Origin of the sequence: Micromonospora globbae, assembly GCF_003610785.1 — a bacterium.
GTDB classification, from domain to species: domain Bacteria; phylum Actinomycetota; class Actinomycetes; order Mycobacteriales; family Micromonosporaceae; genus Micromonospora; species Micromonospora globbae.
Genome location: NZ_RAQQ01000017.1, coordinates 25,881 through 46,990, shown reverse-complemented (window position 1 = coordinate 46,990; position 21,110 = coordinate 25,881). Strand labels below are relative to the sequence as shown.

Annotated in this window: 23 protein-coding genes; 5 read left to right on the top strand and 18 right to left on the bottom strand. The window is 71.4% G+C overall.

What is annotated here, in order from left to right:
* The first annotated feature begins 86 nt into the window (after window positions 1-86).
* Together D7I43_RS22055 and D7I43_RS22050 are read left to right on the top strand one after the other, a co-directional pair.
* On the top strand, window positions 87-935 hold the full coding sequence (locus tag D7I43_RS22055) for an ABC transporter ATP-binding protein (RefSeq protein WP_120330464.1): 849 nt from the start codon (window positions 87-89) through the stop codon (window positions 933-935).
* Complete coding sequence (locus tag D7I43_RS22050; protein WP_120330463.1) at window positions 932-1,777, top strand: ABC transporter permease; 846 nt, start codon at window positions 932-934, stop codon at window positions 1,775-1,777. The genes D7I43_RS22055 and D7I43_RS22050 overlap by 4 nt, the downstream gene beginning before the upstream one ends.
* Window positions 1,778-1,835: 58 nt before the next feature.
* On the opposite strand, the gene D7I43_RS22045 is transcribed toward D7I43_RS22050, so the two are convergent.
* Window positions 1,836-2,684, bottom strand: coding sequence for a 3-hydroxyacyl-CoA dehydrogenase family protein (locus D7I43_RS22045; RefSeq protein ID WP_120330462.1), 849 nt, complete (start codon window positions 2,682-2,684; stop codon window positions 1,836-1,838).
* Between the two features lie 80 nt (window positions 2,685-2,764).
* The gene (gene murA / locus D7I43_RS22040; protein ID WP_120330461.1) at window positions 2,765-4,204 is read right to left on the bottom strand and encodes a UDP-N-acetylglucosamine 1-carboxyvinyltransferase; all 1,440 of its coding nucleotides are present in this window, start codon (window positions 4,202-4,204) and stop codon (window positions 2,765-2,767) included.
* Here murA and D7I43_RS22035 point away from each other — a divergent pair.
* Together D7I43_RS22035 and D7I43_RS22030 are read left to right on the top strand one after the other, a co-directional pair.
* The gene (locus D7I43_RS22035) at window positions 4,203-4,775 is read left to right on the top strand and encodes a cob(I)yrinic acid a,c-diamide adenosyltransferase (RefSeq protein ID WP_120330460.1); all 573 of its coding nucleotides are present in this window, start codon (window positions 4,203-4,205) and stop codon (window positions 4,773-4,775) included. The genes murA and D7I43_RS22035 overlap by 2 nt on opposite strands.
* A complete protein-coding gene (locus D7I43_RS22030) occupies window positions 4,751-5,170 on the top strand; it encodes a VOC family protein (RefSeq protein ID WP_120330459.1) in 420 nt (139 codons plus the stop codon). The genes D7I43_RS22035 and D7I43_RS22030 overlap by 25 nt, the downstream gene beginning before the upstream one ends.
* A 6-nt stretch (window positions 5,171-5,176) precedes the next feature.
* Here the strand turns inward: D7I43_RS22030 and D7I43_RS22025 are convergent, their stop codons facing one another.
* The 13 genes from D7I43_RS22025 to D7I43_RS21965 form a co-directional block, all read right to left on the bottom strand.
* Window positions 5,177-5,632 carry a DUF2550 domain-containing protein gene (locus tag D7I43_RS22025; RefSeq protein ID WP_120330458.1) on the bottom strand — a complete coding sequence of 152 codons (456 nt, stop codon included), beginning with the start codon at window positions 5,630-5,632 and terminating at the stop codon, window positions 5,177-5,179.
* A 12-nt stretch (window positions 5,633-5,644) separates the two neighbouring features.
* Entirely contained in the window at window positions 5,645-5,929 is a 285-nt protein-coding gene (locus D7I43_RS22020) for a F0F1 ATP synthase subunit epsilon (protein WP_120330457.1), read from the bottom strand.
* 73 nt (window positions 5,930-6,002) lie between these two features.
* Window positions 6,003-7,139, bottom strand: coding sequence for an LCP family protein (locus tag D7I43_RS22015; RefSeq protein WP_120330456.1), 1,137 nt, complete (start codon window positions 7,137-7,139; stop codon window positions 6,003-6,005).
* Window positions 7,140-7,358: 219 nt separating this feature from the next.
* On the bottom strand, window positions 7,359-8,795 hold the full coding sequence (gene atpD / locus D7I43_RS22010) for a F0F1 ATP synthase subunit beta (RefSeq protein WP_120330455.1): 1,437 nt from the start codon (window positions 8,793-8,795) through the stop codon (window positions 7,359-7,361).
* Entirely contained in the window at window positions 8,795-9,724 is a 930-nt protein-coding gene (locus D7I43_RS22005) for a F0F1 ATP synthase subunit gamma (protein ID WP_120330454.1), read from the bottom strand. Before D7I43_RS22005 ends, atpD begins: the two co-directional genes overlap by 1 nt.
* Before the next feature lie 9 nt (window positions 9,725-9,733).
* Window positions 9,734-11,383, bottom strand: a complete 1,650-nt coding sequence (gene atpA / locus D7I43_RS22000) for a F0F1 ATP synthase subunit alpha (RefSeq protein WP_120330453.1) — start codon at window positions 11,381-11,383, stop codon at window positions 9,734-9,736.
* A 93-nt stretch (window positions 11,384-11,476) separates the two neighbouring features.
* On the bottom strand, window positions 11,477-12,298 hold the full coding sequence (locus D7I43_RS21995) for a F0F1 ATP synthase subunit delta (RefSeq protein WP_120330452.1): 822 nt from the start codon (window positions 12,296-12,298) through the stop codon (window positions 11,477-11,479).
* The gene (locus D7I43_RS21990) at window positions 12,298-12,834 is read right to left on the bottom strand and encodes a F0F1 ATP synthase subunit B (RefSeq protein WP_120330451.1); all 537 of its coding nucleotides are present in this window, start codon (window positions 12,832-12,834) and stop codon (window positions 12,298-12,300) included. The genes D7I43_RS21995 and D7I43_RS21990 overlap by 1 nt, the downstream gene beginning before the upstream one ends.
* Window positions 12,835-12,861: 27 nt before the next feature.
* On the bottom strand, window positions 12,862-13,101 hold the full coding sequence (locus tag D7I43_RS21985) for an ATP synthase F0 subunit C (protein WP_120330450.1): 240 nt from the start codon (window positions 13,099-13,101) through the stop codon (window positions 12,862-12,864).
* A gap of 67 nt (window positions 13,102-13,168) precedes the next feature.
* Complete coding sequence (gene atpB / locus D7I43_RS21980; RefSeq protein WP_120330449.1) at window positions 13,169-13,966, bottom strand: F0F1 ATP synthase subunit A; 798 nt, start codon at window positions 13,964-13,966, stop codon at window positions 13,169-13,171.
* Between the two features lie 11 nt (window positions 13,967-13,977).
* A complete protein-coding gene (locus D7I43_RS21975) occupies window positions 13,978-14,214 on the bottom strand; it encodes an AtpZ/AtpI family protein (protein WP_120330448.1) in 237 nt (78 codons plus the stop codon).
* A gap of 182 nt (window positions 14,215-14,396) precedes the next feature.
* On the bottom strand, window positions 14,397-14,828 hold the full coding sequence (locus D7I43_RS21970) for a hypothetical protein (RefSeq protein ID WP_120330447.1): 432 nt from the start codon (window positions 14,826-14,828) through the stop codon (window positions 14,397-14,399).
* Window positions 14,821-16,110, bottom strand: coding sequence for a serine hydroxymethyltransferase (locus tag D7I43_RS21965; RefSeq protein ID WP_204985260.1), 1,290 nt, complete (start codon window positions 16,108-16,110; stop codon window positions 14,821-14,823). Before D7I43_RS21965 ends, D7I43_RS21970 begins: the two co-directional genes overlap by 8 nt.
* Before the next feature lie 35 nt (window positions 16,111-16,145).
* On the opposite strand from D7I43_RS21965, the gene D7I43_RS21960 reads away from it, so the two are divergent.
* Entirely contained in the window at window positions 16,146-17,633 is a 1,488-nt protein-coding gene (locus tag D7I43_RS21960; RefSeq protein ID WP_120330446.1) for an SDR family oxidoreductase, read from the top strand.
* On the opposite strand, the gene D7I43_RS21955 is transcribed toward D7I43_RS21960, so the two are convergent.
* The 3 genes from D7I43_RS21955 to D7I43_RS21945 all read right to left on the bottom strand — a co-directional run bounded on the left by D7I43_RS21955 (window position 17,608) and on the right by D7I43_RS21945 (window position 21,084).
* Entirely contained in the window at window positions 17,608-19,719 is a 2,112-nt protein-coding gene (locus tag D7I43_RS21955; RefSeq protein ID WP_120330445.1) for a transglycosylase domain-containing protein, read from the bottom strand. The genes D7I43_RS21960 and D7I43_RS21955 overlap by 26 nt on opposite strands.
* 112 nt (window positions 19,720-19,831) lie before the next feature.
* Window positions 19,832-20,443, bottom strand: a complete 612-nt coding sequence (locus tag D7I43_RS21950) for an arsenate reductase/protein-tyrosine-phosphatase family protein (protein ID WP_120330444.1) — start codon at window positions 20,441-20,443, stop codon at window positions 19,832-19,834.
* The gene (locus tag D7I43_RS21945; RefSeq protein ID WP_120330564.1) at window positions 20,443-21,084 is read right to left on the bottom strand and encodes an L-threonylcarbamoyladenylate synthase; all 642 of its coding nucleotides are present in this window, start codon (window positions 21,082-21,084) and stop codon (window positions 20,443-20,445) included. Before D7I43_RS21945 ends, D7I43_RS21950 begins: the two co-directional genes overlap by 1 nt.
* Window positions 21,085-21,110 lie beyond the last annotated feature (26 nt).

Here is a 21,110-nt window from a genome sequence, read left to right as displayed (position 1 = left end):
ACGCCCGGGCCCGAAGGGCGTGACATGGGCGCGACCACCACACCCCGCCCGCCGCTCGGCCTCCGTCACGAAGCACACTTGACGGCATGGATGACGAGCTGGCGATCTCCGTACGGGGGCTGCGCAAGGCGTACGGCGACAACGTCGCGGTGGCCGGCGTCGACCTCGACGTCCGCCGTGGCGAGGTCTTCGCCCTGCTGGGCCCCAACGGCGCCGGCAAGACCACCACGGTGGAGATCCTGGAGGGCTACCGCCGGCGCGACGCCGGCGAGGTACGCGTCCTGGGAAGCGACCCGGCCGCGCCGGCCCCGGACTGGCGCTCCCGCGTGGGCATCGTGCTCCAGGGCACCGGCGAGTTCGACGAGCTGACCGTGGCCGAGGTGGTGCGGCACTTCGCGGGCTTCTACCCGGACGCCGACGACCCGGAGAAGGTGATCGAACGCGTCGGTCTCGGCGACAAGCGGCGGGCCCGCACGCACTCCCTCTCCGGCGGGCAGAAGCGCCGGCTCGACGTGGCGCTGGGCATCATCGGCCGGCCCGAACTCCTCTTCCTCGACGAACCGACCACCGGCTTCGACCCGGAGGCGCGCCGGGACTTCTGGGAACTGATCCGCGACCTGGCCGCCGCCGGCACCACGATCCTGCTCACCACCCACTACCTCGACGAGGCGGAGGCCCTCGCGGACCGGGTCGGTGTGATCGCCGGCGGGCAGGTGGTGGAGGTCGCCGCGCCGGACCAGTTGGGCAACCGGCAGGCCGCGCTGGCCACCGTCTCCTGGCGTACGCCCGAGGGGGCGCTGGAGAGCGCGCAGAGCGCGACGCCGACGGCGTTGGTCGCGGAGCTGGCCGCGCGCTTCGGCGGCGAGGTGCCCGGCCTGACCGTGACCCGGCCGACCCTGGAAGACGTCTACCTCACGATGATCGGACACCGATGACGACCACCACCTCGAAGCCGGCGACCCGCCCCGCCGTCCCGACCCGGCGGGTCGGACCGGTCGCGCTCGGTCTGCGGCAGGGCCGGCTGGAGATCACCCAGTTCCTGCGCAGCCGGGAGTCCGTCGTCTTCACGATGGGCTTCCCGGTCATCATGATCCTGATCTTCGCGGCGATCTTCAACGACGAGATCGCGCCCGGGGTCAGCTACACCCAGTACTTCATCACCGGGATGATCGCCACCGGCCTCATGACGGTGAGCTTCCAGAACCTCGGCATCTGGATCCCCATCGAACGGGACCGCGGGGTGCTCAAGCGCTACCGGGGCACGCCCATGCCGAAGTGGGTGTACTTCGCCGGCAAGGTGATCATGGTGGTGGCGATCGGTGTGGCCGAGACGCTGCTGCTGCTCGCCGTCTCGGTCGCCTTCTTCGACCTCGACCTGCCCTCGACCGCCGGGCGCTGGCTCACGTTCGGCTGGGTGGCGGTGCTCGGCGTGACCGCCTGCACCCTCTGCGGCATCGCGATCTCGTCGCTGGCCCGCACCGCGCGCAGCGGCTCGGCCGTCGTCACCCCGGTGGCGCTCGTGCTGCAGTTCATCTCCGGGGTGTTCTTCGTCTTCACCGAGCTGCCCACGTGGATGCAGCAGGTGGCGGCGCTCTTCCCGCTCAAGTGGATGTGCCAGGGGCTGCGGGCCGTCTTCCTGCCAGACAGCTTCGGCGCGCAGGAGGCGGGCGGCTCGTTCGAGCTGGGCCGCGTCGCCGTGGTCCTCGCCGCCTGGTGCGTGATCGGCCTGGTGCTCTGCCTGACCACGTTCCGCTGGACCACGCGCCGCGACGGCTGACGGCGCACGAAGGGCCCCCTGCTGCCGCCGCGCGGCAACAGGGGGCCCTTTCGCACGATCAGTACGTGTAGAAGCCCTTGCCGGTCTTGCGGCCGAGGTCGCCCGCGGTGACCATGCGCTGGAGCAGCTCCGGCGGGAAGAACTTCTCGTCGGCCGTGTCGGTGTAGATGTTCTTCGCCGCGTGCAGCAGCACGTCGACGCCGGTCAGGTCCGTGGTGGCCAGCGGGCCCATGGCGTGACCGAAGCCCAGCCGGCAGGCGGTGTCCAGGTCCTCGGCCGAGATGACACCGGACTCGACCAGCTTGACCGCCTCCACGACGAGGGCGGCGATGAGGCGGGTGGTGACGAACCCGGCGATGTCCCGGTTGACCACGACCACCGTCTTGCCGATCTCCTCGGCGAACGCCCGGGCGGTGGCCAGCGCGGCGTCGCTCGTCTTGAAGCCGCGGACCAGCTCGCAGAGCTTCATCATCGGCACCGGCGAGAAGAAGTGGGTGCCCACCACCGACTCGGGGCGCTCGGTGACCGCGGCGATCTGGGTGACGGGAATGGCCGAGGTGTTGGTGGCGAGGACCGCGTCGGCCTTGCAGATCTTGTCCAGCGCCCGGAAGACCTCGTGCTTGACCTCCAGCCGCTCGAAGACCGCCTCCACGACGATGTCCGCGTCGGCCGCGGCCTCCAGGTCGGTGGTCGGGGTGATCCGCCCCAGGGTCGCCTCGACCTCGGACGCCTCGATCTTCCCCTTCTCGGCGAACTTCTCCAGCGACCGCCGGATGCCGTCGATGCCCCGGCCGGTGGCCGCGTCGTCCAGGTCCCGGAGCGTCACCTGCCAGCCAGCCTGCGCCGCCACCTGGGCGATCCCGGAGCCCATCAGCCCGGCCCCGACGACCGCGAGTCGACCCGCCATCTGTTCTCTCCCTCGCCTGATTGGGTGTCTGCCAGCACCCTAGTCGGCGAGCTGAACGACGGCTAAGCCGTGGTCGGCGCTCAGATGGTGAGGTCCGGCTCCTCCGGCGCCGTGCCGCGCTCGACCTCCACGCCGAGCGCCCGCAGATCGGCCACGAAGTCCGGGTATCCCCGGTCCACGTGGTGCACGTGGGACACCTCGGTGACCCCGTCCGCGCAGAGCCCGGCGATGATCAGGCCGGCGCCGGCCCGGATGTCGGTGGCGCGCACCGGCGCCCCGGAGAGGCGCTCGCGGCCGCACACCAGCGCGTGGTGCCCGTCGGTCTTGATGTCCGCCCCGAGCCGCATCATCTCGTTGGCGAACATGAACCGCCCGTCGAAGATGTTCTCGGTGATGAGCGAGGCACCCTCGCTGACCGCGGCGAGCCCGATGGCCATCGGCAGCAGGTCGGTGGCGAAGCCGGGAAAGGGCAGCGTGACCACGTCGACCGCCGCCGGCCGGTCGTCCATCCGGATGCGGAACGCGTCCGCCCGGGTCTCCACGAGCCCGCCCGCGGCGACGAGCTTGTCGAGCGCGACCTCCAGGAAGGCCGGGTCCGCCCCGGTGACCGTGACGTCCCCCCGGGTCATGGCGGCACCGAACGCCCAGGTGCCGGCCACGATCCGGTCGCCCACGGTGGCGTGGCGCACCGGCCGCAGCGCGGGCACCCCCTCGATGTGCAGGGTGGAGGTGCCGGCGCCGGAGATCTGCGCCCCCATCTGCTGGAGCATCGTGCAGATGTCGACGATCTCCGGCTCCCGGGCGGCGTTGTCGATCACGGTGGCGCCGCGGGCCAGCACCGCCGCCATGACGAGGTTCTCCGTGGCGCCCACGCTCGGGAAGTCCAGCATGATCTCGGCGCCGTGCAGGCCGTGCGGGGCGGACGCGATGACGAAGCCGTGCTCCCCGGAGATCTCCGCGCCCATCCGGGTGAGCCCGGAGATGTGCATGTCCAGCCCGCGCGAGCCGATGGCGTCACCGCCCGGGTGGGCCACCCGCACGTACCCCCGGCGGGCCAGCAGGGGCCCCAGCACGCAGATGGACGCGCGCAGCCGGCGCACCAGGTCGTAGTCGGCGTCCGTGCCGGGCTGCTCGGGCACGTCGATGGACACCGACCGGGACCGCGCGACCCCGCCGCGGGCCACCATCGGGTCCACCGGGTCGTCGGCGTCGAACCGGACGTCGCAGCCGAGCCGGCGCAGCACCTCCCCCATGATCGCGATGTCGGTGATCCGGGGGACGTTGGTGATCACGCTGCGGCCGGGCGCGAGCAGCGCGGCGGCCATGAGCTTCAGCGCCGAGTTCTTCGCGCCGACCACGTGCACCGTCCCGGCCAGCCGGGCGTCACCGCGGACCCGGATGACGTCGACGTCGTTGACCGCCGGATCACCCGCGTCGCCGGGACCGACCGTGGCCGGCCAACCGGGGGCGTCCGGCCGGGCCGGGATCGTCAGTTCCGGTATCCGTAGGCTGTGCGTCATGGCCGTCCACCTCACGCGCATCTACACCAGGGCCGGCGACGCCGGCACGACCAGGCTGAACAACAACGAGCAGGTGCCGAAGACCGATCCACGCATCGCCGCGTACGCCGACGTGGACGAGTGCAACGCGGCGATCGGCGTCGCGCTCGCCCTCGGCCAGCTCGACGACGACCTGCGGGCGGTCCTCGGGTCGATCCAGAACGACCTCTTCGACGTGGGAGCCGACCTCGCCACCCCGGTGGAGCCGGAGCCGAAGTATCCGCCGCTGCGGGTCACCGAGGAGTACGTGGAGCGCCTCGAGAGCTGGTGCGACGAGTACAACGCACGCCTGCGCAAGCTCGACTCCTTCGTCCTCCCCGGCGGCACCCCGGGTGCCGCGCTGCTGCACGTGGCGCGGACCGTCGCCCGGCGGGCCGAGCGTGCGGCATGGGCGCTGGTCAGCCACGACCCGGAGCGGACCAGCACTCTCCCGGCCAAGTATCTCAACCGGCTCTCGGATCTGCTCTTTATCCTGTCAAGAACGGCAAATCCGGCCGGAGATGTGGTATGGGTCCCCGGAGGGGAGCGGTGACCGGCGGGTTGCACCACGTCGAGGTGTGGGTCCCCGATCTGGCCGCCGCCGAACGTGCCTGGGGCTGGCTTCTCGGCGAGCTGGGCTGGACGCCCTTCCAGAAGTGGCCGGCCGGCCGGTCCTGGCGGCTCGGCCCGACGTACCTCGTGCTGGAGGAGTCACCGGCGATGCGCGGGCGGCGGCACGACCGGCTGGCACCCGGCCTGAACCACCTGGCCTTCCACGCCGGCCCGCCCGCCGCCGTGGACCGGCTCGTCGCGGCCGCGCCGGCGTACGGCTGGACGCTGCTCTTCCCGGAGCGGCACCCGTACGCCGGCGGCCCGCAGACGTACGCGGCCTACCTGGCCGACGGCGAGGGCTACGAGGTGGAGCTGGTCGCGGCCGTCGACCGGTGACCGAGGTCAGGCCGCGGGCCAGTCCTGGGACGCCAGACGCGGCGAGACCGCCCCGGGTGGGGCGGCCTCGAGCCAGGAGAGGAAGCCGGTCACGGTGGACCGCGCCATGGCGATCTCGACCGGAGCGTGGTGACTGGTACAGCGGAGGATCACCCAGTCGGCGGGCATCGAGAGCCGCTCCTGCCCCTCCGGAAGTCGCCGCCGCTCGACCGCGAGCCCCTTGCGGGTGAGCACCCGCTTCGGGCGGAGCGCGAAACTGAACATCCGGTACCAGCGGAGTTCGTCGCCGACGAACCGGCCGAAACCGGGCGACCAGCCGCGGCCGTCGAGCAGCGTGGAGACCCGGACGCTGCACCGGATGGTGCCGCCGCTACGGCTGAAGAGGGCCCGCCGGACGAAGAGGATCAGGAGCGCGCCGATGACGGCGGCGATGCCGATTCCGATCCCTTCGACGATCTCCATCGGCGGTGACGGTCAGCGGCTCTGCGCGGCGGAGACGGGGGTCGCGGACTCGGCGAGGATCGTGACACCCTCACCGGTGACCGAGAGGAAGCCGCCGGCCACCTCGTAGGAGACCTGCTCGCCACCGGGGAGCTTGATGCGTACCTGCCCGGGCTCGGCGAGCTGGCCGAGCAGCGGCGCGTGCCCTGGCAGCACACCCAGCTCGCCCTCGGTCGTCCGGGCGACGACCATCTCGGCCTCGCCGGACCAGACCTTCTCCTCGACGGCTACGAGCTCGACGTGAAGCTGCTGTGCCACGCTGTCTCCTTGCTGCGGCGGCGGGATGGGCAAATTCTAGTCCCGCCCCGCCCGGGTCCCCCACGCGGGTGGACTACTTGGTCTTGTTCTGGAACTCCGGGTGCTCCAGCAGGAACGGGTCGAGCTGCTCGTTCCGCAGGGCGGTGAAGAAATCGTCCACCTCCGGCTTGAACCGCTCCCCCTTGTACGTCTTGCCCTCGTAGACCGGCCCACCCGGCAGCTTGACCATCTGGATGGTGTTGGGCCGGATGTCCTTGAGCGCGAGGGCGAAGTCGAGGACGCTGTTGCCCCGCCCGTTGAAGATCAACGACTGGCCGGCGGCGCGCAGCACCCGGTCCAGCTTGATCGGGTTCGTGACCACGTCGGCGCTGAACGCCTGGCCGACCATCGCCTTGATGAACTGCTGCTGGTGGCGTTGCCGGCCGTAGTCGGCGTCCGGGACGCCGTTCTTCGGGTAGCGCTGCCGGACGTAGTCCAGCGCCTGCCACCCGCTGAGGTGGTGGGTGCCCTTCGTGTACACCGCCTGCGGCCCGACGTAACCCTCCCCGTTCGGGTTGGGCGCGCGGTGCGTGCCGTCGGGCTGCCGGTGCTCGGAGCGCACGTCCCGCTCGATGTACATCGTGACGCCGCCCATGGCGTCGACGATCTTCTGGAAGCCCGTGAAGTTGACGATCGCACCGGCGTCGAACCGCTCGATGCCGGTGACCTGCCCGACGGTGGTCGCCAGCAGTTCGAAGCCGCGGGCCGCGTCCGGGTTCTGCCCGGGCACCCGACTGCCGAACGACATGGCGGCGTTCAGCTTCGTGGTCTCGCCGGGGAAGTCGGCCTTCTCGAACGGGGGGATGTCGACGTAGAGGTCGCGCGGCACGGAGAAGAGGTACGCCCGGTCCATCGAGGCCGGCACGTGCAACACCATGATCGAGTCGGCCAGCGGCGGGGTCTCCGGCTTGCGCGGGTCGATGCCGACCAGCAGGATGTTCAGCGGCCCCTTGATGTCGCTCTTGCGCGGCGTCGCACCGGAGGCCTGGTCGCCGAAGAGGTCCGCCTTGCCGACGGCGCCCTCGTACCGGGCCGTCAGCACCTCGGTGCCGACGAGCACCGCGCCGCTGAGCACCATGAGCACGGTGCCGAAGATGGTGCAGACCTTCGCCCAGCGCGGGACACCCCGCCAGATGGACCGCTTGCGGCCGTTCGTTCCGGCCTTCGCCACGACACTCTCCGTCCGTCACGCCGCATCCTGTCGAGGAATACGGCGTGGATCATCAAAAGTTTGCACCGATCCACGTTGACCCGGTGAGGCGCGATGAACGGTACCTCGCGTCTGCGCCTGCGCCGACCGGTGGAAACGGATCAGCGGGGACGGTAGCGCCCGAAGATGAACAAAAGGCCGCCCCGGCATTGCCGGGGCGGCCTTTTTTCTCGGGCCTCGTCAGCCCTTCATCAGCTCCTGTGCCTTGCGCTCCAGGTCGTCCAGACCGCCGCACATGAAGAACGCCTGCTCGGGGAAGTGGTCGTACTCACCCTCGCTGATCTTCCGGAAGGCCTCGATGGTCTCCTTGATCGGGACCGTCGACCCCGGCACGCCGGTGAACTGCTCCGCCGCGTAGGTGTTCTGCGACAGGAACCGCTCGATCCGCCGGGCGCGGCCGACCGTGACCTTGTCCTCCTCGGAGAGCTCCTCGATACCGAGGATGGCGATGATGTCCTGCAGGTCCTTGTACCGCTGCAGGATCCGCTTCACCTCGCTGGCCACCGCGAAGTGCTCCTGGCCGACGAACTCCGGGGCGAGGATCCGGGACGAGGACGCCAGCGGGTCCACGGCCGGGTAGATGCCCTTGTCGGAGATCGACCGCTCCAGGTTGGTGGTCGCGTCCAGGTGGGCGAACGTGGTGGCCGGCGCCGGGTCGGTGTAGTCGTCCGCCGGCACGTAGATCGCCTGCATCGAGGTGATGGCCTGGCCCCGGACGGAGGTGATCCGCTCCTGGAGCTCGCCCATCTCGTCGGCCAGGGTCGGCTGGTAACCCACGGCGCTCGGCATGCGGCCGAGCAGGGTGGAGACCTCCGAACCGGCCTGCGTGAAGCGGAAGATGTTGTCGATGAAGAGCAGCACCTCCTGCTTCTGCACGTCGCGGAAGTACTCCGCCATCGTGAGCGCGGAGAGGGCGACCCGCAGCCGGGTGCCCGGCGGCTCGTCCATCTGGCCGTAGACCAGCGCGGTCTTGTCGATGACGCCGGACTCGGTCATCTCGGCGATGAGGTCGTTGCCCTCACGGGTCCGCTCCCCCACGCCGGCGAACACCGACGTACCACCGAAGTTGCGGGCCACACGGGTGATCATCTCCTGGATGAGCACCGTCTTGCCCACGCCCGCGCCGCCGAACAGACCGATCTTGCCGCCCTTCACGTACGGGGCGAGCAGGTCGATGACCTTGATGCCGGTCTCCAGCATCTCGGTCTTCGGCTCCAGGTCCGCGAAGGCCGGGGCCTTGCGGTGGATCTGCCAGTAGTCGTCCGCCTGGAGGGTCTCGCCGGGCGCGAGGTTGAGCACCTCGCCGATGGCGTTGAACACGTGACCCTTGATGGCGTCACCGACCGGCACCTTGATCGGGGAGCCGGTGTCGCGCACGACCGAGCCGCGGACGAGGCCGTCGGTCGGCTGCATCGAGATGGCGCGGACCGTGTTGTCACCCAGGTGCTGGGCGACCTCCAGGGTCAGCGTCTTCTCGCCACCGGAGAGCGTCACGTCCACGTGCAGGGCGTTGAACAGGTCCGGCATGGCGTCGCGCGGGAACTCGGCGTCGACGACCGGGCCGATGACCCGGACCACGCGACCCGTGGCCGTCTTGGTCTCTACTGGGGCAGTCATCACACTTCACTTCCCGACGCGGCCAGCGCGTTCGCGCCGCCGACGATCTCGCTGATCTCCTGGGTGATCCCGGCCTGGCGGGCCGAGTTCATCTCACGCGTGTACTTCTCGATCATCTCTTCGGCGTTGTCGGTGGCGCTCTTCATCGCCCGCCGCCGCGCCGCCGACTCGCTCGCCGCCGACTCGATCAACGCCGCGTAGATCCGCGTGTTGATGTACCTCGGCAGCAGGGCGTCGAGCAGCGCGTCCGCCTCCGGCTCGAACTCGTACGCCGGCAGCAGCCCCTCGGACCGCGGACGGTCCTCGACCTGCATCGGCCCGATGATCCTGGCAACCGGCGTCTGGGTCATCAGCGAGTGGAACTCGGTGTAGACGACGTGCAGTTCGTCGATGCCGAGCACACCGTCCGCCCCGGCGCCGCCGTCGACGTCGTCCGCACCCGCCGTGAACGCCTTGATGAGCGTCTCACCCACGGCGCGCGCGTCGGCGAACGACGGCTGCTCCGAGAACCCGGTCCAGTTCGCCTCGATCGGCCGGTTACGGAACCGGTAGAAACTCACGCCCTTACGTCCGATGACGTAGAGCACGGGCTCCTTGCCGTCCTCGCGCAGCCGGGCGAGCAGCGACTCCGCCGTCTTGATCGCGTTCGAGCTGTAACCGCCGGCCAGGCCCCGGTCGGCGGTGACCAGCAGGACGCCCGCCCGCCGCACCCGCTCGCGCGGGGTGAGCAGCGGGTGGTCGATCCGCGCGTTGGACGCCAGCGCCGTGAGCACGCCGGTGATGGCCCGGGCGTACGGCAGGGACGCCTCCACCCGGGCCTGGGCCTTGGCGATACGGCTCGTCGCCACGAGCTCCATCGCCTTGGTGATCTTCTTCATCCCCTTCGCGGAACGGATCCGCTGACGAAGAACGCGTACCTGGGCCGCCATCGATCAGCCCTACTCCGCCGGCCGGTCGGTCGCGCCGTCGCGGAAGCGGGTCACCGTCTCGCGGTTCTCCTCGCCCTCCAGCGGCGCGGCCGGGGCCTCGTTGATCCGGCGCTCGTCCTCCTTGCCCAGGAAGACCTGCTTGAACTCGGTGACGGCCGACTCGAGCGAGCCGATGATCTCGTCGTCCCACTGGTTGTCCGCGATCGCGGCCAGCACACCCGCGTGCTTGTGGCGCAGGTACTGCAGGAACTCGGCCTCGAAGCGCCGGACCTCACCCACCGGAACGTCGTCCAGCTTGCCCTCGGTGCCGGCCCAGACGGAGACGACCTCCTCCTCGACCGGGAACGGCGAGTAGTTCGGCTGCTTGAGCAGCTCGACCAGGCGGACACCGCGGTCCAGCTGCGCCCGCGACGCCTTGTCCAGGTCGGAGGCGAAGGCGGCGAACGCCTCCAGCTCGCGGTACTGGGCGAGGTTCAGCCGCAGCGAGCCGGCGACCTTCCGCATCGGCTTCACCTGGGCGGCGCCACCGACCCGGGAGACCGAGGTGCCGACGTTGATGGCCGGCCGGACGCCCTGGTTGAACAGGTCCGTCTCGAGGAAGATCTGGCCGTCGGTGATGGAGATGACGTTGGTCGGGATGAAGGCCGAGATGTCGTTGGCCTTCGTCTCGATGATCGGCAGGCCAGTCATCGAGCCGCCGCCCATCTCGTCGGAGAGCTTGGCGCAGCGCTCCAGCAGACGGGAGTGCAGGTAGAAGACGTCACCCGGGTACGCCTCGCGGCCCGGCGGGCGGCGCAGCAGCAGCGACACGGCCCGGTACGCCTCGGCCTGCTTGCTCAGGTCGTCGAAGACGATCAGGACGTGCTTGCCGCCGTACATCCAGTGCTGGCCGATGGAGGAGCCGGTGTACGGGGCGAGGTACTTGAAGCCCGCCGGGTCCGACGCCGGGGAGGCCACGATGGTGGTGTACTCCATCGCGCCCGCCTCCTCCAGCGTCCCCTTGATCGAGGCGATGGTGGAGGCCTTCTGCCCGATGGCCACGTAGATGCAGCGGACCTGCTTCTTCGGGTCGCCGGAGCGCCAGTTCTCGCGCTGGTTGAGGATCGCGTCCAGCGCGACGGTGGTCTTGCCGGTCTTCCGGTCACCGATGATCAGCTGGCGCTGGCCGCGGCCGATCGGCGTCATGGCGTCGATGGCCTTGATGCCGGTCTGCAGCGGCTCGAACACCGACTGCCGGGCCATCACGTTCGGGGCCTGGAGCTCCAGCTCGCGGTAGCCCTCGTTCGGGATGTCGCCGAGGCCGTCGATCGGCTGGCCGAGCGCGTTGACCACCCGGCCGAGGAAGGCGTCGCCGACCGGCACGGAGAGCACCCGCTGGGTGCGCTTGACGCGCTGGCCCTCCTCGATACCGGCGTAGTCACCGAGAACGACGACGCCGATGTCCCGGACGTCGAGGTTCAGCGCCACGCCGAGCGTGCCGTCCTCGAACTCCAGGAGCTCGTTGGTCATGGTCGAGGGCAGACCCTCGACGTGGGCGATACCGTCACCGGCGTCGGCGACGGTGCCGACCTCCTCACGGGAGACGTCGGTCGAGTAGGAGGAGACGTAGCGCTCCAGGGCGCCGCGGATCTCCTCCGTCGAGATGGTCAGCTCGGCCATCCTCTGCTTCCTTATGTATCAGGGGCCCGGGATACCTAGTACCGACCGGTCCGAGTGGCGTCTGTCGTTCAGGGCGCTGCGCGGCGGGAGCCGTCAGCGCTTCGCGAGCGCGTTGCGGGTCTCGTTGAGGCGGCGCAGGACGGTGCCGTCGTACAGGTCGGAGCCGACCCGAACGCTCACGCCGCCCAGGACGTCGGGGTTCACCGTCTGTCGGACGGATACCTCCCGACCGTATATCGCGGAGAGGCGAGCGCCCAGCCGCTGCTCCTCCTCGTCACTCAACGGGGCGGCCACCGTCACGTAGGCGACCTGCCGGTCGCGCCGGTCGGCGGCGAGCTCGACCAGTCGGGTGAGCGCCCCGGTGAAGGACCGACCCCCGAAACCGGCGAGGGCCACCTCGACGAGACGGACCGTGACCGGGCGGGCCTTGCCCTCCAGCAGCTGGCGGGCCAGCCCGGCCCGCTGCGCCGCCGGGGCGATCGGGTCGCCCAGCACCGCGGCCAGGTCCGGCTGGCCGGCCACGACCTGCCCGAAGCGGAACAGCTCGTCCTCGACCTCGCCCAGCTCGCCCGCGACGTCGGCGCTGGCGAGCAGCGCCTCCACGCCCAGCCGCTCGGTGCCGTCGAGCAGATCCGACGGAGCCGACCAGCGGCCGGACACCAGCGAGGCGAGCAGGTCGAGCGCCTCGGAATCGATCTTGCCGCGGAGCACGTCGCCCAGCAGCCCGGTCCGGTCGGCGCCGGACCGGGCGGGGTCGGAGAGCACCCGGCGCAGCCGCGGCTCCCGCCGCAGCAGGGCGGCGACGGAGAGGATGTCGTCGGCGGTGGTGGCCACCGCCGACGGCTCCGCGCCGCGGACGTACTCGTCGAGGCGCTCGGCCGCGATCTTGTACGACTCCCGGCTGGCGGCCTGCATCAGCGGGCCCCCGTGCTCTCGAGGCTGCTCAGGAACCGGTCGACGGTGCCCTTGCGACGCGCCTCGTCGGCGAGCGACTCACCGACGATCTTGCTGGCCAGGTCCACCGCGATCGTGCCGACCTCGGCGCGCAGCTCGCGCACGATGGTGGCCCGCTCGGCGGCGAGCTGGTCCTTGCCGGCCTGGATGACCCGGTCGGCCTCCTCCCGCGCCTTGGCGAGGATGTCCTGCCGGATGCCCTCGGCGTCGGCCCGGGCGTCGTCCCGGATCTTGGCGGCGTCGGTGCGCGCCTCGGCGAGCTGCGCGCGGTACTGCTCGAGCAGCTGGTTCGCCTCGGCCTGCGCGGCCTCGGCGCGCTTGATGCCACCCTCGATCGCGTCGACGCGCGCCTGGAACGTCTGCTCCATGCGGGGGAAGACGAACTTCATGAGCACGAAGCAGAGGATGACGAAGGCGATGCCACCGACCACGATCTCCTGCCACAGCGGAAGGATCGGGTTGTGCGCTTCACCGCCTTCTGCGGCGAGGAAGTACATGGAAGACCTCCCGGTCGAAGGGCGGGATTAGAGCTGGCCCTGCCACACGAAGCCGAATGCGACACCCAGCAGGGCGAGCGCCTCGATGACGGCGAAGCCGATCCAGACGTACGGCAGGGTCATCCGCGACGACTCCGGCTGGCGGGCGGTCGACTGGATGTAGGCGGCGAAGACCAGGCCGACGCCGATACCCGGGCCGATGGCGGCGAGGCCGTAGCCGATGGCGGCGGTGCTGCCCTCTACCGCGGCGAGAACGCTAGCGTCCATTGGTGTGGTTCCTCCTGGTTATCACGCGTGACGGTCACGCGGGACGACAACGGTTGGTGCGAGTGGATCAGTGTTCCTCGGCGAGCGCGCCCTGCACGTAGCTGGCGGTCAGCACGGTGAAGACGTAGGCCTGCAGGACGATGACCAGGAACTCGAGGAAGGTGAGCGCCACGGTCATCACCCAGGACAGCACCGAGACCGGCGCCAGCAGGGCGTTGGCGTTGAGCATCGCGAAGCCGCCGAGCGTGAAGACCAGCAGGAGCATGTGGCCGGCGAACATGTTCGCGAAGAGACGGACGGCGAGCGAGAAGGGCCGGACGAGGAAGGTCGAGAACGCCTCGATCGGGATCAGCAGCGGCAGGATGTACCAGGGCGCCGGCGGGATGAGGGCGTGCTTGAAGTACTTGCCGAAGCCGTGCTTCTTGATACCGACCCAGTTGAAGAGCACGTAGCTGATCAAGGCGAGGAACGCCGGGAAGGCGATGTGCGAGTTCGGCGAGATCTGGAAGAACGGCACGATCGCGAAGAAGTTCGTCAGCAGCACGAAGCAGAAGAGCGTCGTGAAGTACGGCGCGAACCGCACGCCCTGGTGCCCGATCATGTCGACCGCGATGTTGTTCCGCACGAAGCCGTAGATCGACTCGGCGATCCACTGCTTCTTGGTCGGCACCAGCTGCGGCTTGCGGTAGGTGAGCAGGAAGAACAGGATCAGGATCCCGACCGCCAGCCACACCATGAACGTGATCTTGGTGAACCAGTAGTTGTTGTGCGCGCCCCACGGGGCGATGCTGGGCAGGTAGAAGTCCTCCACGCTGGGTGGGAAATTAACCTCGCCCTGTGCCAGGACGTTCGACTGTCCGAACACCGCGTCCCTTCCTATTTAGGCGTGCCGAGGTTTCGGATGACCAGGATGACGCCCCCGGCCATGCCGAGGACGATCCCGATGCCGGTGGCGATGCCGCCGGTGTCCAGCCATCCGTCAACCAGCCAGCCGATGAAGCCCCACACGAGCATGCCCGCGATCAGGTAGCTGAGCGCGGTCCAACCCTGACCGGCACCGGACGGAACGTCGCCCGGGCCGCCAGCGTTGGGGGGTTTCTGGTCACCGGCCATGACGGGGCGAACGATATCAGTCGAGCAGAGAAGGCTGTGCCTCACCCCCCGCACAACCTGGTTGTGTGGGACACGGGTGGGCGAAGTCGTCGCAAGGCACGGTACTCCCCTTCGGCCGGGGAGAGAATGACCGATCGGGGACACGACGGCGCGTCGCCCGAAAGGTGGGACGCGCCGTCGGCTCAGGCGCGCGTTCGTCGGGCGTGGACCGCGGTCAGCCACCAGATGTGCACGCCCGTCCAGACCACCACGCCGGCGGCGATGCCCAGGCAGAGGGGGATCAGGCCGGACCACCCGGTGGACGCCACGGCGACCATCACGACGCCGAGCAGCGTGAACTTGGCGACGTACAGGCCGAGGCCGAAGGGCAGCACCAGTTGCGAGTTCCGGGAGTCGGCCCAGGCCAGCACCACGGTGGTGAGGCTGTAACTGACCACCGTGACGGCGACACCGAGCGCGGCGCCGAGCGCCGCGTCGCCGCCGCCGGTCACCCCGCCGAGGACGGCCGCGCCGGCCGCCAGCACCGCCGACGCCGCGAGCAGCACCGGCAGGTGCCGCAGCCGCCAGCCCCGGTCCTCGGCCGCCCGCTGTCCGCGGGTCGTCGGCTCAGCCACGGGGGTACGCCGGGAACGCGGCGACCAGGTTGGCCACCTCGGCGCCGATCCGGGCCAGCTCGGCCGTGCCGCCGGGAGCGGCCGGGTCGGTACGCACGGCCCGGGCGATCAGGCTCGCCACCTGCCGCATCTCCGGCTCCCGCATGCCCTGGGTGGTGACGCTCGGCGTGCCCACCCGGATCCCGGAGGCGACCATCGGCTTCTGCGGGTCGTACGGGATCGCGTTCTTGTTGAGCGTGATGGCGGCCGCGTCGCAGCGCGCCTCCGCGTCCGCTCCCGTCACACCGACCTCACGCAGGTCGACGAGGGCCAGGTGGGTGTCGGTGCCGCCGGAGACCGGCCGCATCCCCTCCTCGGCCAGCCCGGCCGCGAGCGCCTGCGCGTTGCGGACCACCTGCGCGGCGTACGCCCGGTACTCGGGCTGGGCGGCCTCGCGCAGTGCCACCGCCTTGGCCGCCACGGCGTGCATGAGCGGCCCGCCCTGGGTGAACGGGAAGACCGCCTTGTCGATCCGCTGGGCCAGCGACTCCCGGCAGAGGATCATGCCCCCGCGCGGGCCGCGGAGCACCTTGTGGGTGGTGCAGCAGACCACGTCGGCGTACGGCACCGGCGAGGGGATCGCCTTGCCGGCCACCAGTCCGATGAAGTGCGCGGCGTCCACCATGAGGTACGCCTCGACCTCGTCGGCGATCTCCCGGAACCGGGCGAAGTCGATCAGCCGGGGGTACGCCGTCGCCCCACAGATGATCATTTTCGGCCGGTGCGCCCGGGCCAGGTCGCGTACCTCGTCGTAGTCGATGAGCTCCGTGTCCCGCCGGACGGTGTAGCCGACGGTGTGGAACCACTTGCCGGAGAAGTTGACCCGGCTGCCGTGGGTGAGGTGGCCGCCGTGCGGCAGGTCCATGGCCAGCACCGTGTCGCCGGGCTGCACGAGCGCCGCGTACGCGGCCAGGTTGGCGCTGGCCCCCGAGTGCGGTTGCAGGTTGGCGTGGTCGGCGCCGAACAGGTCCTTCGCCCGGGCGATGCCGATCGCCTCGGCCCGGTCCACCTCGGCGCACCCGCCGTAGTAGCGCCGTCCCGGATAGCCCTCGGCGTACTTGTTGGTGAGCGTCGAGCCGAGCGCGGCGAGCACCGCCGGGGAGGTGAGGTTCTCGCTGGCGATCAGCTGCAACCCGCCGCGCAGCCGGTCCAGCTCACCGAGCACCACCCCGGCGATCTCCGGGTCGGTGGCCCGGAGCTGGTCGAAATCCGGCCCCCAGAAGGTGCTCGTCACGGTGTCCACGACGAAGCAGTCTAGGGGGCCGCAGACTGGAGACCATGAGATGCCTGGTCACCGGCGCGACGGGGTACATCGGCGGGCGGCTCGTCCCGCGGCTGCTGGCCGACGGGCACCAGGTGCGCTGCCTGGCCCGCAACGCCGGCCGGCTGCGTGACGTGCCCTGGGCCGCCGACGTGGAGATCGCCGAAGGTGACCTGCGCCGTCCGGAGACGCTGCCGGCCGCCGTCGCCGGCGTGGACGTGGCCTACTATCTCGTGCACTCGCTGGGCCAGGCCGGGTTCGAGTCGGCCGACCGGGAGGCGGCCGAGACCTTCGCCGCCGCGGCCCGCGCCGCGGGCGTACGCCGGATCGTGTACCTCGGCGGGCCGCAACCGGCCGCCGACGGCGGCACCTCCGCCCACCTGCGCTCCCGGGCCGAGGTGGGCAGGATCCTGCTCGCCAGCGGCGTGCCCACGGCGGTGCTCCGCGCCGCGGTGATCATCGGGTCCGGCTCGGCGTCGTTCGAGATGCTCCGGTACCTGACCGAGCGGCTGCCGGCCATGGTGACCCCACGCTGGGTGCGCAACCGCATCCAGCCGATCGCCGTGCGGGACGTGCTGCGCTACCTCGTCGCCTGCGCGGGACTGCCGCCCGAGGTCAACCGCGCCTTCGACATCGGCGGCCCGGACGTGCTCACCTTCGAGGACATGATCCAGCGCTACGCGCGGGTGGCCGGTCTGCCCCGGCGCGTCATCGTCCCGGTGCGGGCGCTCACGCCGACGCTGTCGTCGTACTGGGTCGGGCTGGTGACCCCGGTGCCGAACGCGATCGCCCGGCCGCTCGTGGGCAGCCTCATCCACGAGGCGGTCGCCCACGAGCACGACATCGCCGCGTTCGTTCCCGACCCGCCCGAGGGGCTCACCGGCATCGACCGGGCGCTCGAGCTGGCGCTCGCCCGGGTCCGCAACGCCGAGGTGGAGACGCGCTGGTCGACCGCGAGCGGCCCGCACGCCCCGGCCGAGCCGCTGCCCAGCGACCCGCGGTGGTCCGGCGGCACCGCCTACACCGACCTGCGGGAGCGGGAGGTCGACGCTCCCGTGCAGGCGCTCTGGCGGGTCATCGAGGGCGTGGGCGGCGAGCACGGCTGGTACTCGTTCCCGCTCGCCTGGTCCGTCCGTGGCTGGCTGGACCGGCTGATCGGCGGGGTGGGGCTGCGCCGGGGGCGGCGCGATCCGCACCGGCTCCAGGTCGGCGAGGCGCTGGACTTCTGGCGCGTGGAGGAGATCGAGCCGGGGAAGCTGCTGCGGCTGCGGGCGGAGATGCGGCTGCCCGGCCGGGCCTGGCTGGAGATGCGCGCGCTGCCGCGCGACGGCGGGCGCAGCCGGTACCAGCAGCGGGCCGTGTTCCTGCCGCGCGGGCTGGCCGGTCACGCGTACTGGGGCGCGGTGGCGCCGTTCCACGCGGTGGTCTTCGGCGGGATGGCCCGCAACATCGCCCGCGGCGCCGAGCGGGCCGCCGGCCTCAGTTCCCCGTCCGCGGGCCGGTGACCTCGTACGCGATCCGCTCGCTGGGCGGCACGAAGTCCCGTACCGGCTCGTCGCGCAGGCCGAACGAGAGCACCTCACCGACCGCCGCCACCAGCCGCGACTGCACGGCCTGCCCCACGGCGTCCCGCGGATCGTCCGGGTTCGTGGCCATCGTGGCGACCGCGAGCTGCGGGGTGAACGCCACGACCGTCTCCGTCGCGTACCGCTCGGAGCTGCCCGTCTTGCCCGCGACCGGCCGGCCCAGCCGTTGCCGCAGCGACTCCGCCGTGCCGCCGTCGCACCCCTGGTACATCGACTGGTCGCCCACCGGGCACCGGGCCGCGTCGGCGGCCGCCCGCGCCACGTCGGTGTCGAGCACCTGGCGGCAGTCCGGCCGGCCGGCCGCCACCGGCCTCCCGGCCGCGTCGGTGACCGACACCACGGGCAGCGGCGCGCACCAGGTCCCCTCGGCGGCCACCGCGGCGTAGGCGCCGGCGAGGTCCAGCGGCGTGGTGGCCGAGACGCCGAGGGTGAACGGTCCCCATTCCTTCGCGCCCTCCCGCGCCAGCCGGGCGTCGGACTCGGAGCGGAAGACGATGCCGAGCCGCTGGGCCATCTCGACGACCCGGTCCGCGCCGACCCGCTCGATGAGCCAGGCGAAGTACGTGTTGACCGACCTGCCGAACGCGCTCCACATGTCGTGCCGCCCGTCCAGCGACACCGAGGCGTTCTCCGGGCACCAGCGCCCGCCACAGCTCGCCTCCCCGGTGACCGGGAAGTTCGTGACGAGCCGGCCCGGCGCGTCGTACTCGGTCCGCAGCGGCAGGCCGGCCTCCAGGGCGGCCAGCATCGTGAAGAGCTTGAAGGTGGAGCCGGCCTGGTACCCCTCGATCGTCCCGCCCCCGGCGACGAGCTGGTTGACGGTGTTCGGGTAGTTCTCCCCACCGTCCGGGTTCTCGTCGACGCTGTAGGTGCGGTTGACGGCCATGGCGAGCACCCGGCCGGTGCCGGGCTGGATCACCGCCGTGGGCGCGGCCCGGCGGTCGGTCTTCGGGTAGACGCTCAGCACCTGCTCGACGGTGGCGCGCTGCACGGCCGGGTCGAGGGACGTGACGATCGAGTAGCCGCCCCGGCGCAGGGCGCGCTGCCGCTCGTCGGCCGTGGCGCCGAACGCCGGCTGGGCGCTCCACCACCGGGTGAACCAGTCGCAGAAGAAGCCCCAGTCGTTGTGCTCCCCCGGCACCGCCGTGCAGTCGTTCGGGGTCTCGCTGGGCCGCAGGTTCAGCGGCTCGGCCTTGGCGCGCGCCGCGACGTCGGCCGGGACCTGGCCGGTCTCGACCATCCGGTCCAGCACGTACGCCCGGCGGGCGAGCGCCGCGTCCGCGTCACCGTTGATCGGCTCGTCGGTGTGCGGCGAGCGCACCAGGCCGGCGAGCAACGCCGCCTCGGCGAGCGTGAGGTCGGCCGGCGACTTCGAGAAGAACCGCTTGCTGGCCGCCGCGATCCCGTACGCCCCGGCGCCGAAGTACGCGATGTTGAGGTAGCGGACGAGGATGTCCTCCTTGTTCAGCTCCCGCTCCAGGGCGAGCGCGTACCGCATCTCCTGCACCTTGCGGGCCGTGCTGACCTCGGTGGCCGCCTTGCGGTGCTTCTCGGAGAGGCGGGGATCGCTGCTCAGCACGTTGCGCACGTACTGCATGGTCAGCGTGGAGGCCCCCTGCCGGGTCTGCCCGTCGCGCTGGTTGACCGTGAAGGCGCGGGCCACCCCGCGCAGGTCCACCCCGCTGTGCTCGTAGAACCGGGTGTCCTCGGCGGCCACGATGGCCTGCCGCATGACCGGCGCCACCTCCTGCAGCGGCACGTCCACCCGGTCCTCCTCGTAGAAGGACGTGATGAGGGTGGTGCCGTCGTTGGCGTAGAGGTTCGAACGCTGGGCGGTGGGCGGCGTCCGGAGGGTGTTCGGCAGTTCGGAGTAGGGCGTGGAGAGCGCGCTGAACCCGATCCCGAACACCAGCGCGACCGGAAGGGCGGCCCCCGCCAGCACGAGCCCGGCCAGCACGCCGGCGATCAACACGGTCAGCACTTTGTCGAGATGGGCCCGGATCATCAGCTCTCCCCGCAGGAGCCGGTCACGCTAGGACCCGTTCAGGATGACCCGGAATGCGCCGATTCGCCCCGTGTTTAGGGCAAACCCGGAGGAATTTCGCGAGGCGCGACAGTCACGGCAGCAGGGTCGCCGCGAGCGGCTGCACCGTCTCCTCGATCTCGTCGGCAACCCGGCTGAAGCACTGGTCGCCCCGACCCCACGGGTCGTCCAGGTCGTCCGTCGAGAGCGGTCCGGCGCCCTGGCGCGCCGCGTGCGCCGCCGCCACCAGCGCGACCCCGCGCGCGTACACCGCGTCCGGGGTCGCCTCGGCCGGCGGCAGCCCGGCCGCGTCCACGGCGCCGAGCAGCCGGCCGAACTCCCCGAGCACGAAGGTGCGGTCGGCCGCGTCGGGACGCAGCGCCACCACGTACTCCTGCTGGTCGGCCGTGGCGGTGAGGACCAGGTCGGCGGCGTCGATGTGGTCCGAGCGGAGCTTGCGCGCGGCGAACCCCGCCACGTCGCCTCCCCGCGACGTGACCTGCCGGGCCGCCGGCGGGTTCATCTCCTCACCGGCGTGCCAGCCGCCCGTGCCGGCGCTGTGGCTGTGCAGCAGCTCGTCGGCCCGGGCGGGATCGACGCCGCGCCGCGTCAGCCGGTCCCGCACCGCCAGGGTGAGCAGCCGCTCGGCCATCGGCGAGCGGCAGATGTTCCCCATGCAGACGTGCAGGACCGTGAACGGCGGCACTAGGCCCCCTCGGTGATGTCCGGCACCACGTCGCGCAGCTTCTCCATCGGGATCGCGCCGTGGCGCAGGACCTGCGGCACCTCGCCGGTCAGGTCCACGATCGTGCTCGGCACCGGGTCGGGGCAGGGGCCCGCCTCCAGGTAGGCGCGGACCGAGTAGCCGAGCTGGTCGCGGGCCTCCTCGGCGGTGACCGCCGCCGGCTGGCCCGTCTTGTTCGCCGAGGAGACGGCCATCGGCCCGGTCTCCCGCAGCACCTCCAGGGCCACCGGGTGCAGCGGCATGCGCACCGCCACCGTGCCGGTCTTGTCCCCCAGGTCCCACTGCAGGCTCGGCGAGTGCTCGACCACGATGGTGAGCGCGCCCGGCCAGAACGCCTCGACCAGGTCACGGGCGGCGCGGGGCAGGGAGAGGACCAGACCGTCGAGGGTGTGCCGGGAACCGATCAGCACCGGGGGCGGCATCTGGCGGGTGCGGCCCTTGGCGTCCAGCAGGGCCTTCACGGCGTACGGGGTGAACGCGTCCGCGCCGATGCCGTACACGGTGTCCGTCGGCAGGACGACCAGTTCCCCGTTCTTGACCGCCTCGATGGCCGCGGCGATGCCGCGGTCCCGGTCGGCGGGCGACCGGCAGTCGTAGAGCATCACGAGGAGTCAGTCTGCCACGCCGG

Coding starts and splice junctions, on each gene's coding strand:
- D7I43_RS22045 (WP_120330462.1), bottom strand. CDS start 2,684: ATGGCGGGTCGACTCGCGGTCGTCGGGGCCGGGCTGATGGGCTCCGGG.
- D7I43_RS21985 (WP_120330450.1), bottom strand. CDS start 13,101: ATGGACGCTAGCGTTCTCGCCGCGGTAGAGGGCAGCACCGCCGCCATC.
- atpD (WP_120330455.1), bottom strand. CDS start 8,795: ATGACTGCCCCAGTAGAGACCAAGACGGCCACGGGTCGCGTGGTCCGG.
- D7I43_RS22025 (WP_120330458.1), bottom strand. CDS start 5,632: ATGGAGATCGTCGAAGGGATCGGAATCGGCATCGCCGCCGTCATCGGC.
- D7I43_RS21960 (WP_120330446.1), top strand. CDS start 16,146: ATGAGATGCCTGGTCACCGGCGCGACGGGGTACATCGGCGGGCGGCTC.
- murA (WP_120330461.1), bottom strand. CDS start 4,204: ATGACGCACAGCCTACGGATACCGGAACTGACGATCCCGGCCCGGCCG.
- D7I43_RS22050 (WP_120330463.1), top strand. CDS start 932: ATGACGACCACCACCTCGAAGCCGGCGACCCGCCCCGCCGTCCCGACC.
- D7I43_RS21955 (WP_120330445.1), bottom strand. CDS start 19,719: ATGATCCGGGCCCATCTCGACAAAGTGCTGACCGTGTTGATCGCCGGC.
- D7I43_RS21945 (WP_120330564.1), bottom strand. CDS start 21,084: ATGCTCTACGACTGCCGGTCGCCCGCCGACCGGGACCGCGGCATCGCC.
- D7I43_RS22055 (WP_120330464.1), top strand. CDS start 87: ATGGATGACGAGCTGGCGATCTCCGTACGGGGGCTGCGCAAGGCGTAC.
- D7I43_RS21990 (WP_120330451.1), bottom strand. CDS start 12,834: ATGTACTTCCTCGCCGCAGAAGGCGGTGAAGCGCACAACCCGATCCTT.
- atpA (WP_120330453.1), bottom strand. CDS start 11,383: ATGGCCGAGCTGACCATCTCGACGGAGGAGATCCGCGGCGCCCTGGAG.
- D7I43_RS22030 (WP_120330459.1), top strand. CDS start 4,751: ATGGGTCCCCGGAGGGGAGCGGTGACCGGCGGGTTGCACCACGTCGAG.
- D7I43_RS21975 (WP_120330448.1), bottom strand. CDS start 14,214: ATGGCCGGTGACCAGAAACCCCCCAACGCTGGCGGCCCGGGCGACGTT.
- D7I43_RS21995 (WP_120330452.1), bottom strand. CDS start 12,298: ATGCAGGCCGCCAGCCGGGAGTCGTACAAGATCGCGGCCGAGCGCCTC.
- D7I43_RS22035 (WP_120330460.1), top strand. CDS start 4,203: ATGGCCGTCCACCTCACGCGCATCTACACCAGGGCCGGCGACGCCGGC.
- D7I43_RS22005 (WP_120330454.1), bottom strand. CDS start 9,724: ATGGCGGCCCAGGTACGCGTTCTTCGTCAGCGGATCCGTTCCGCGAAG.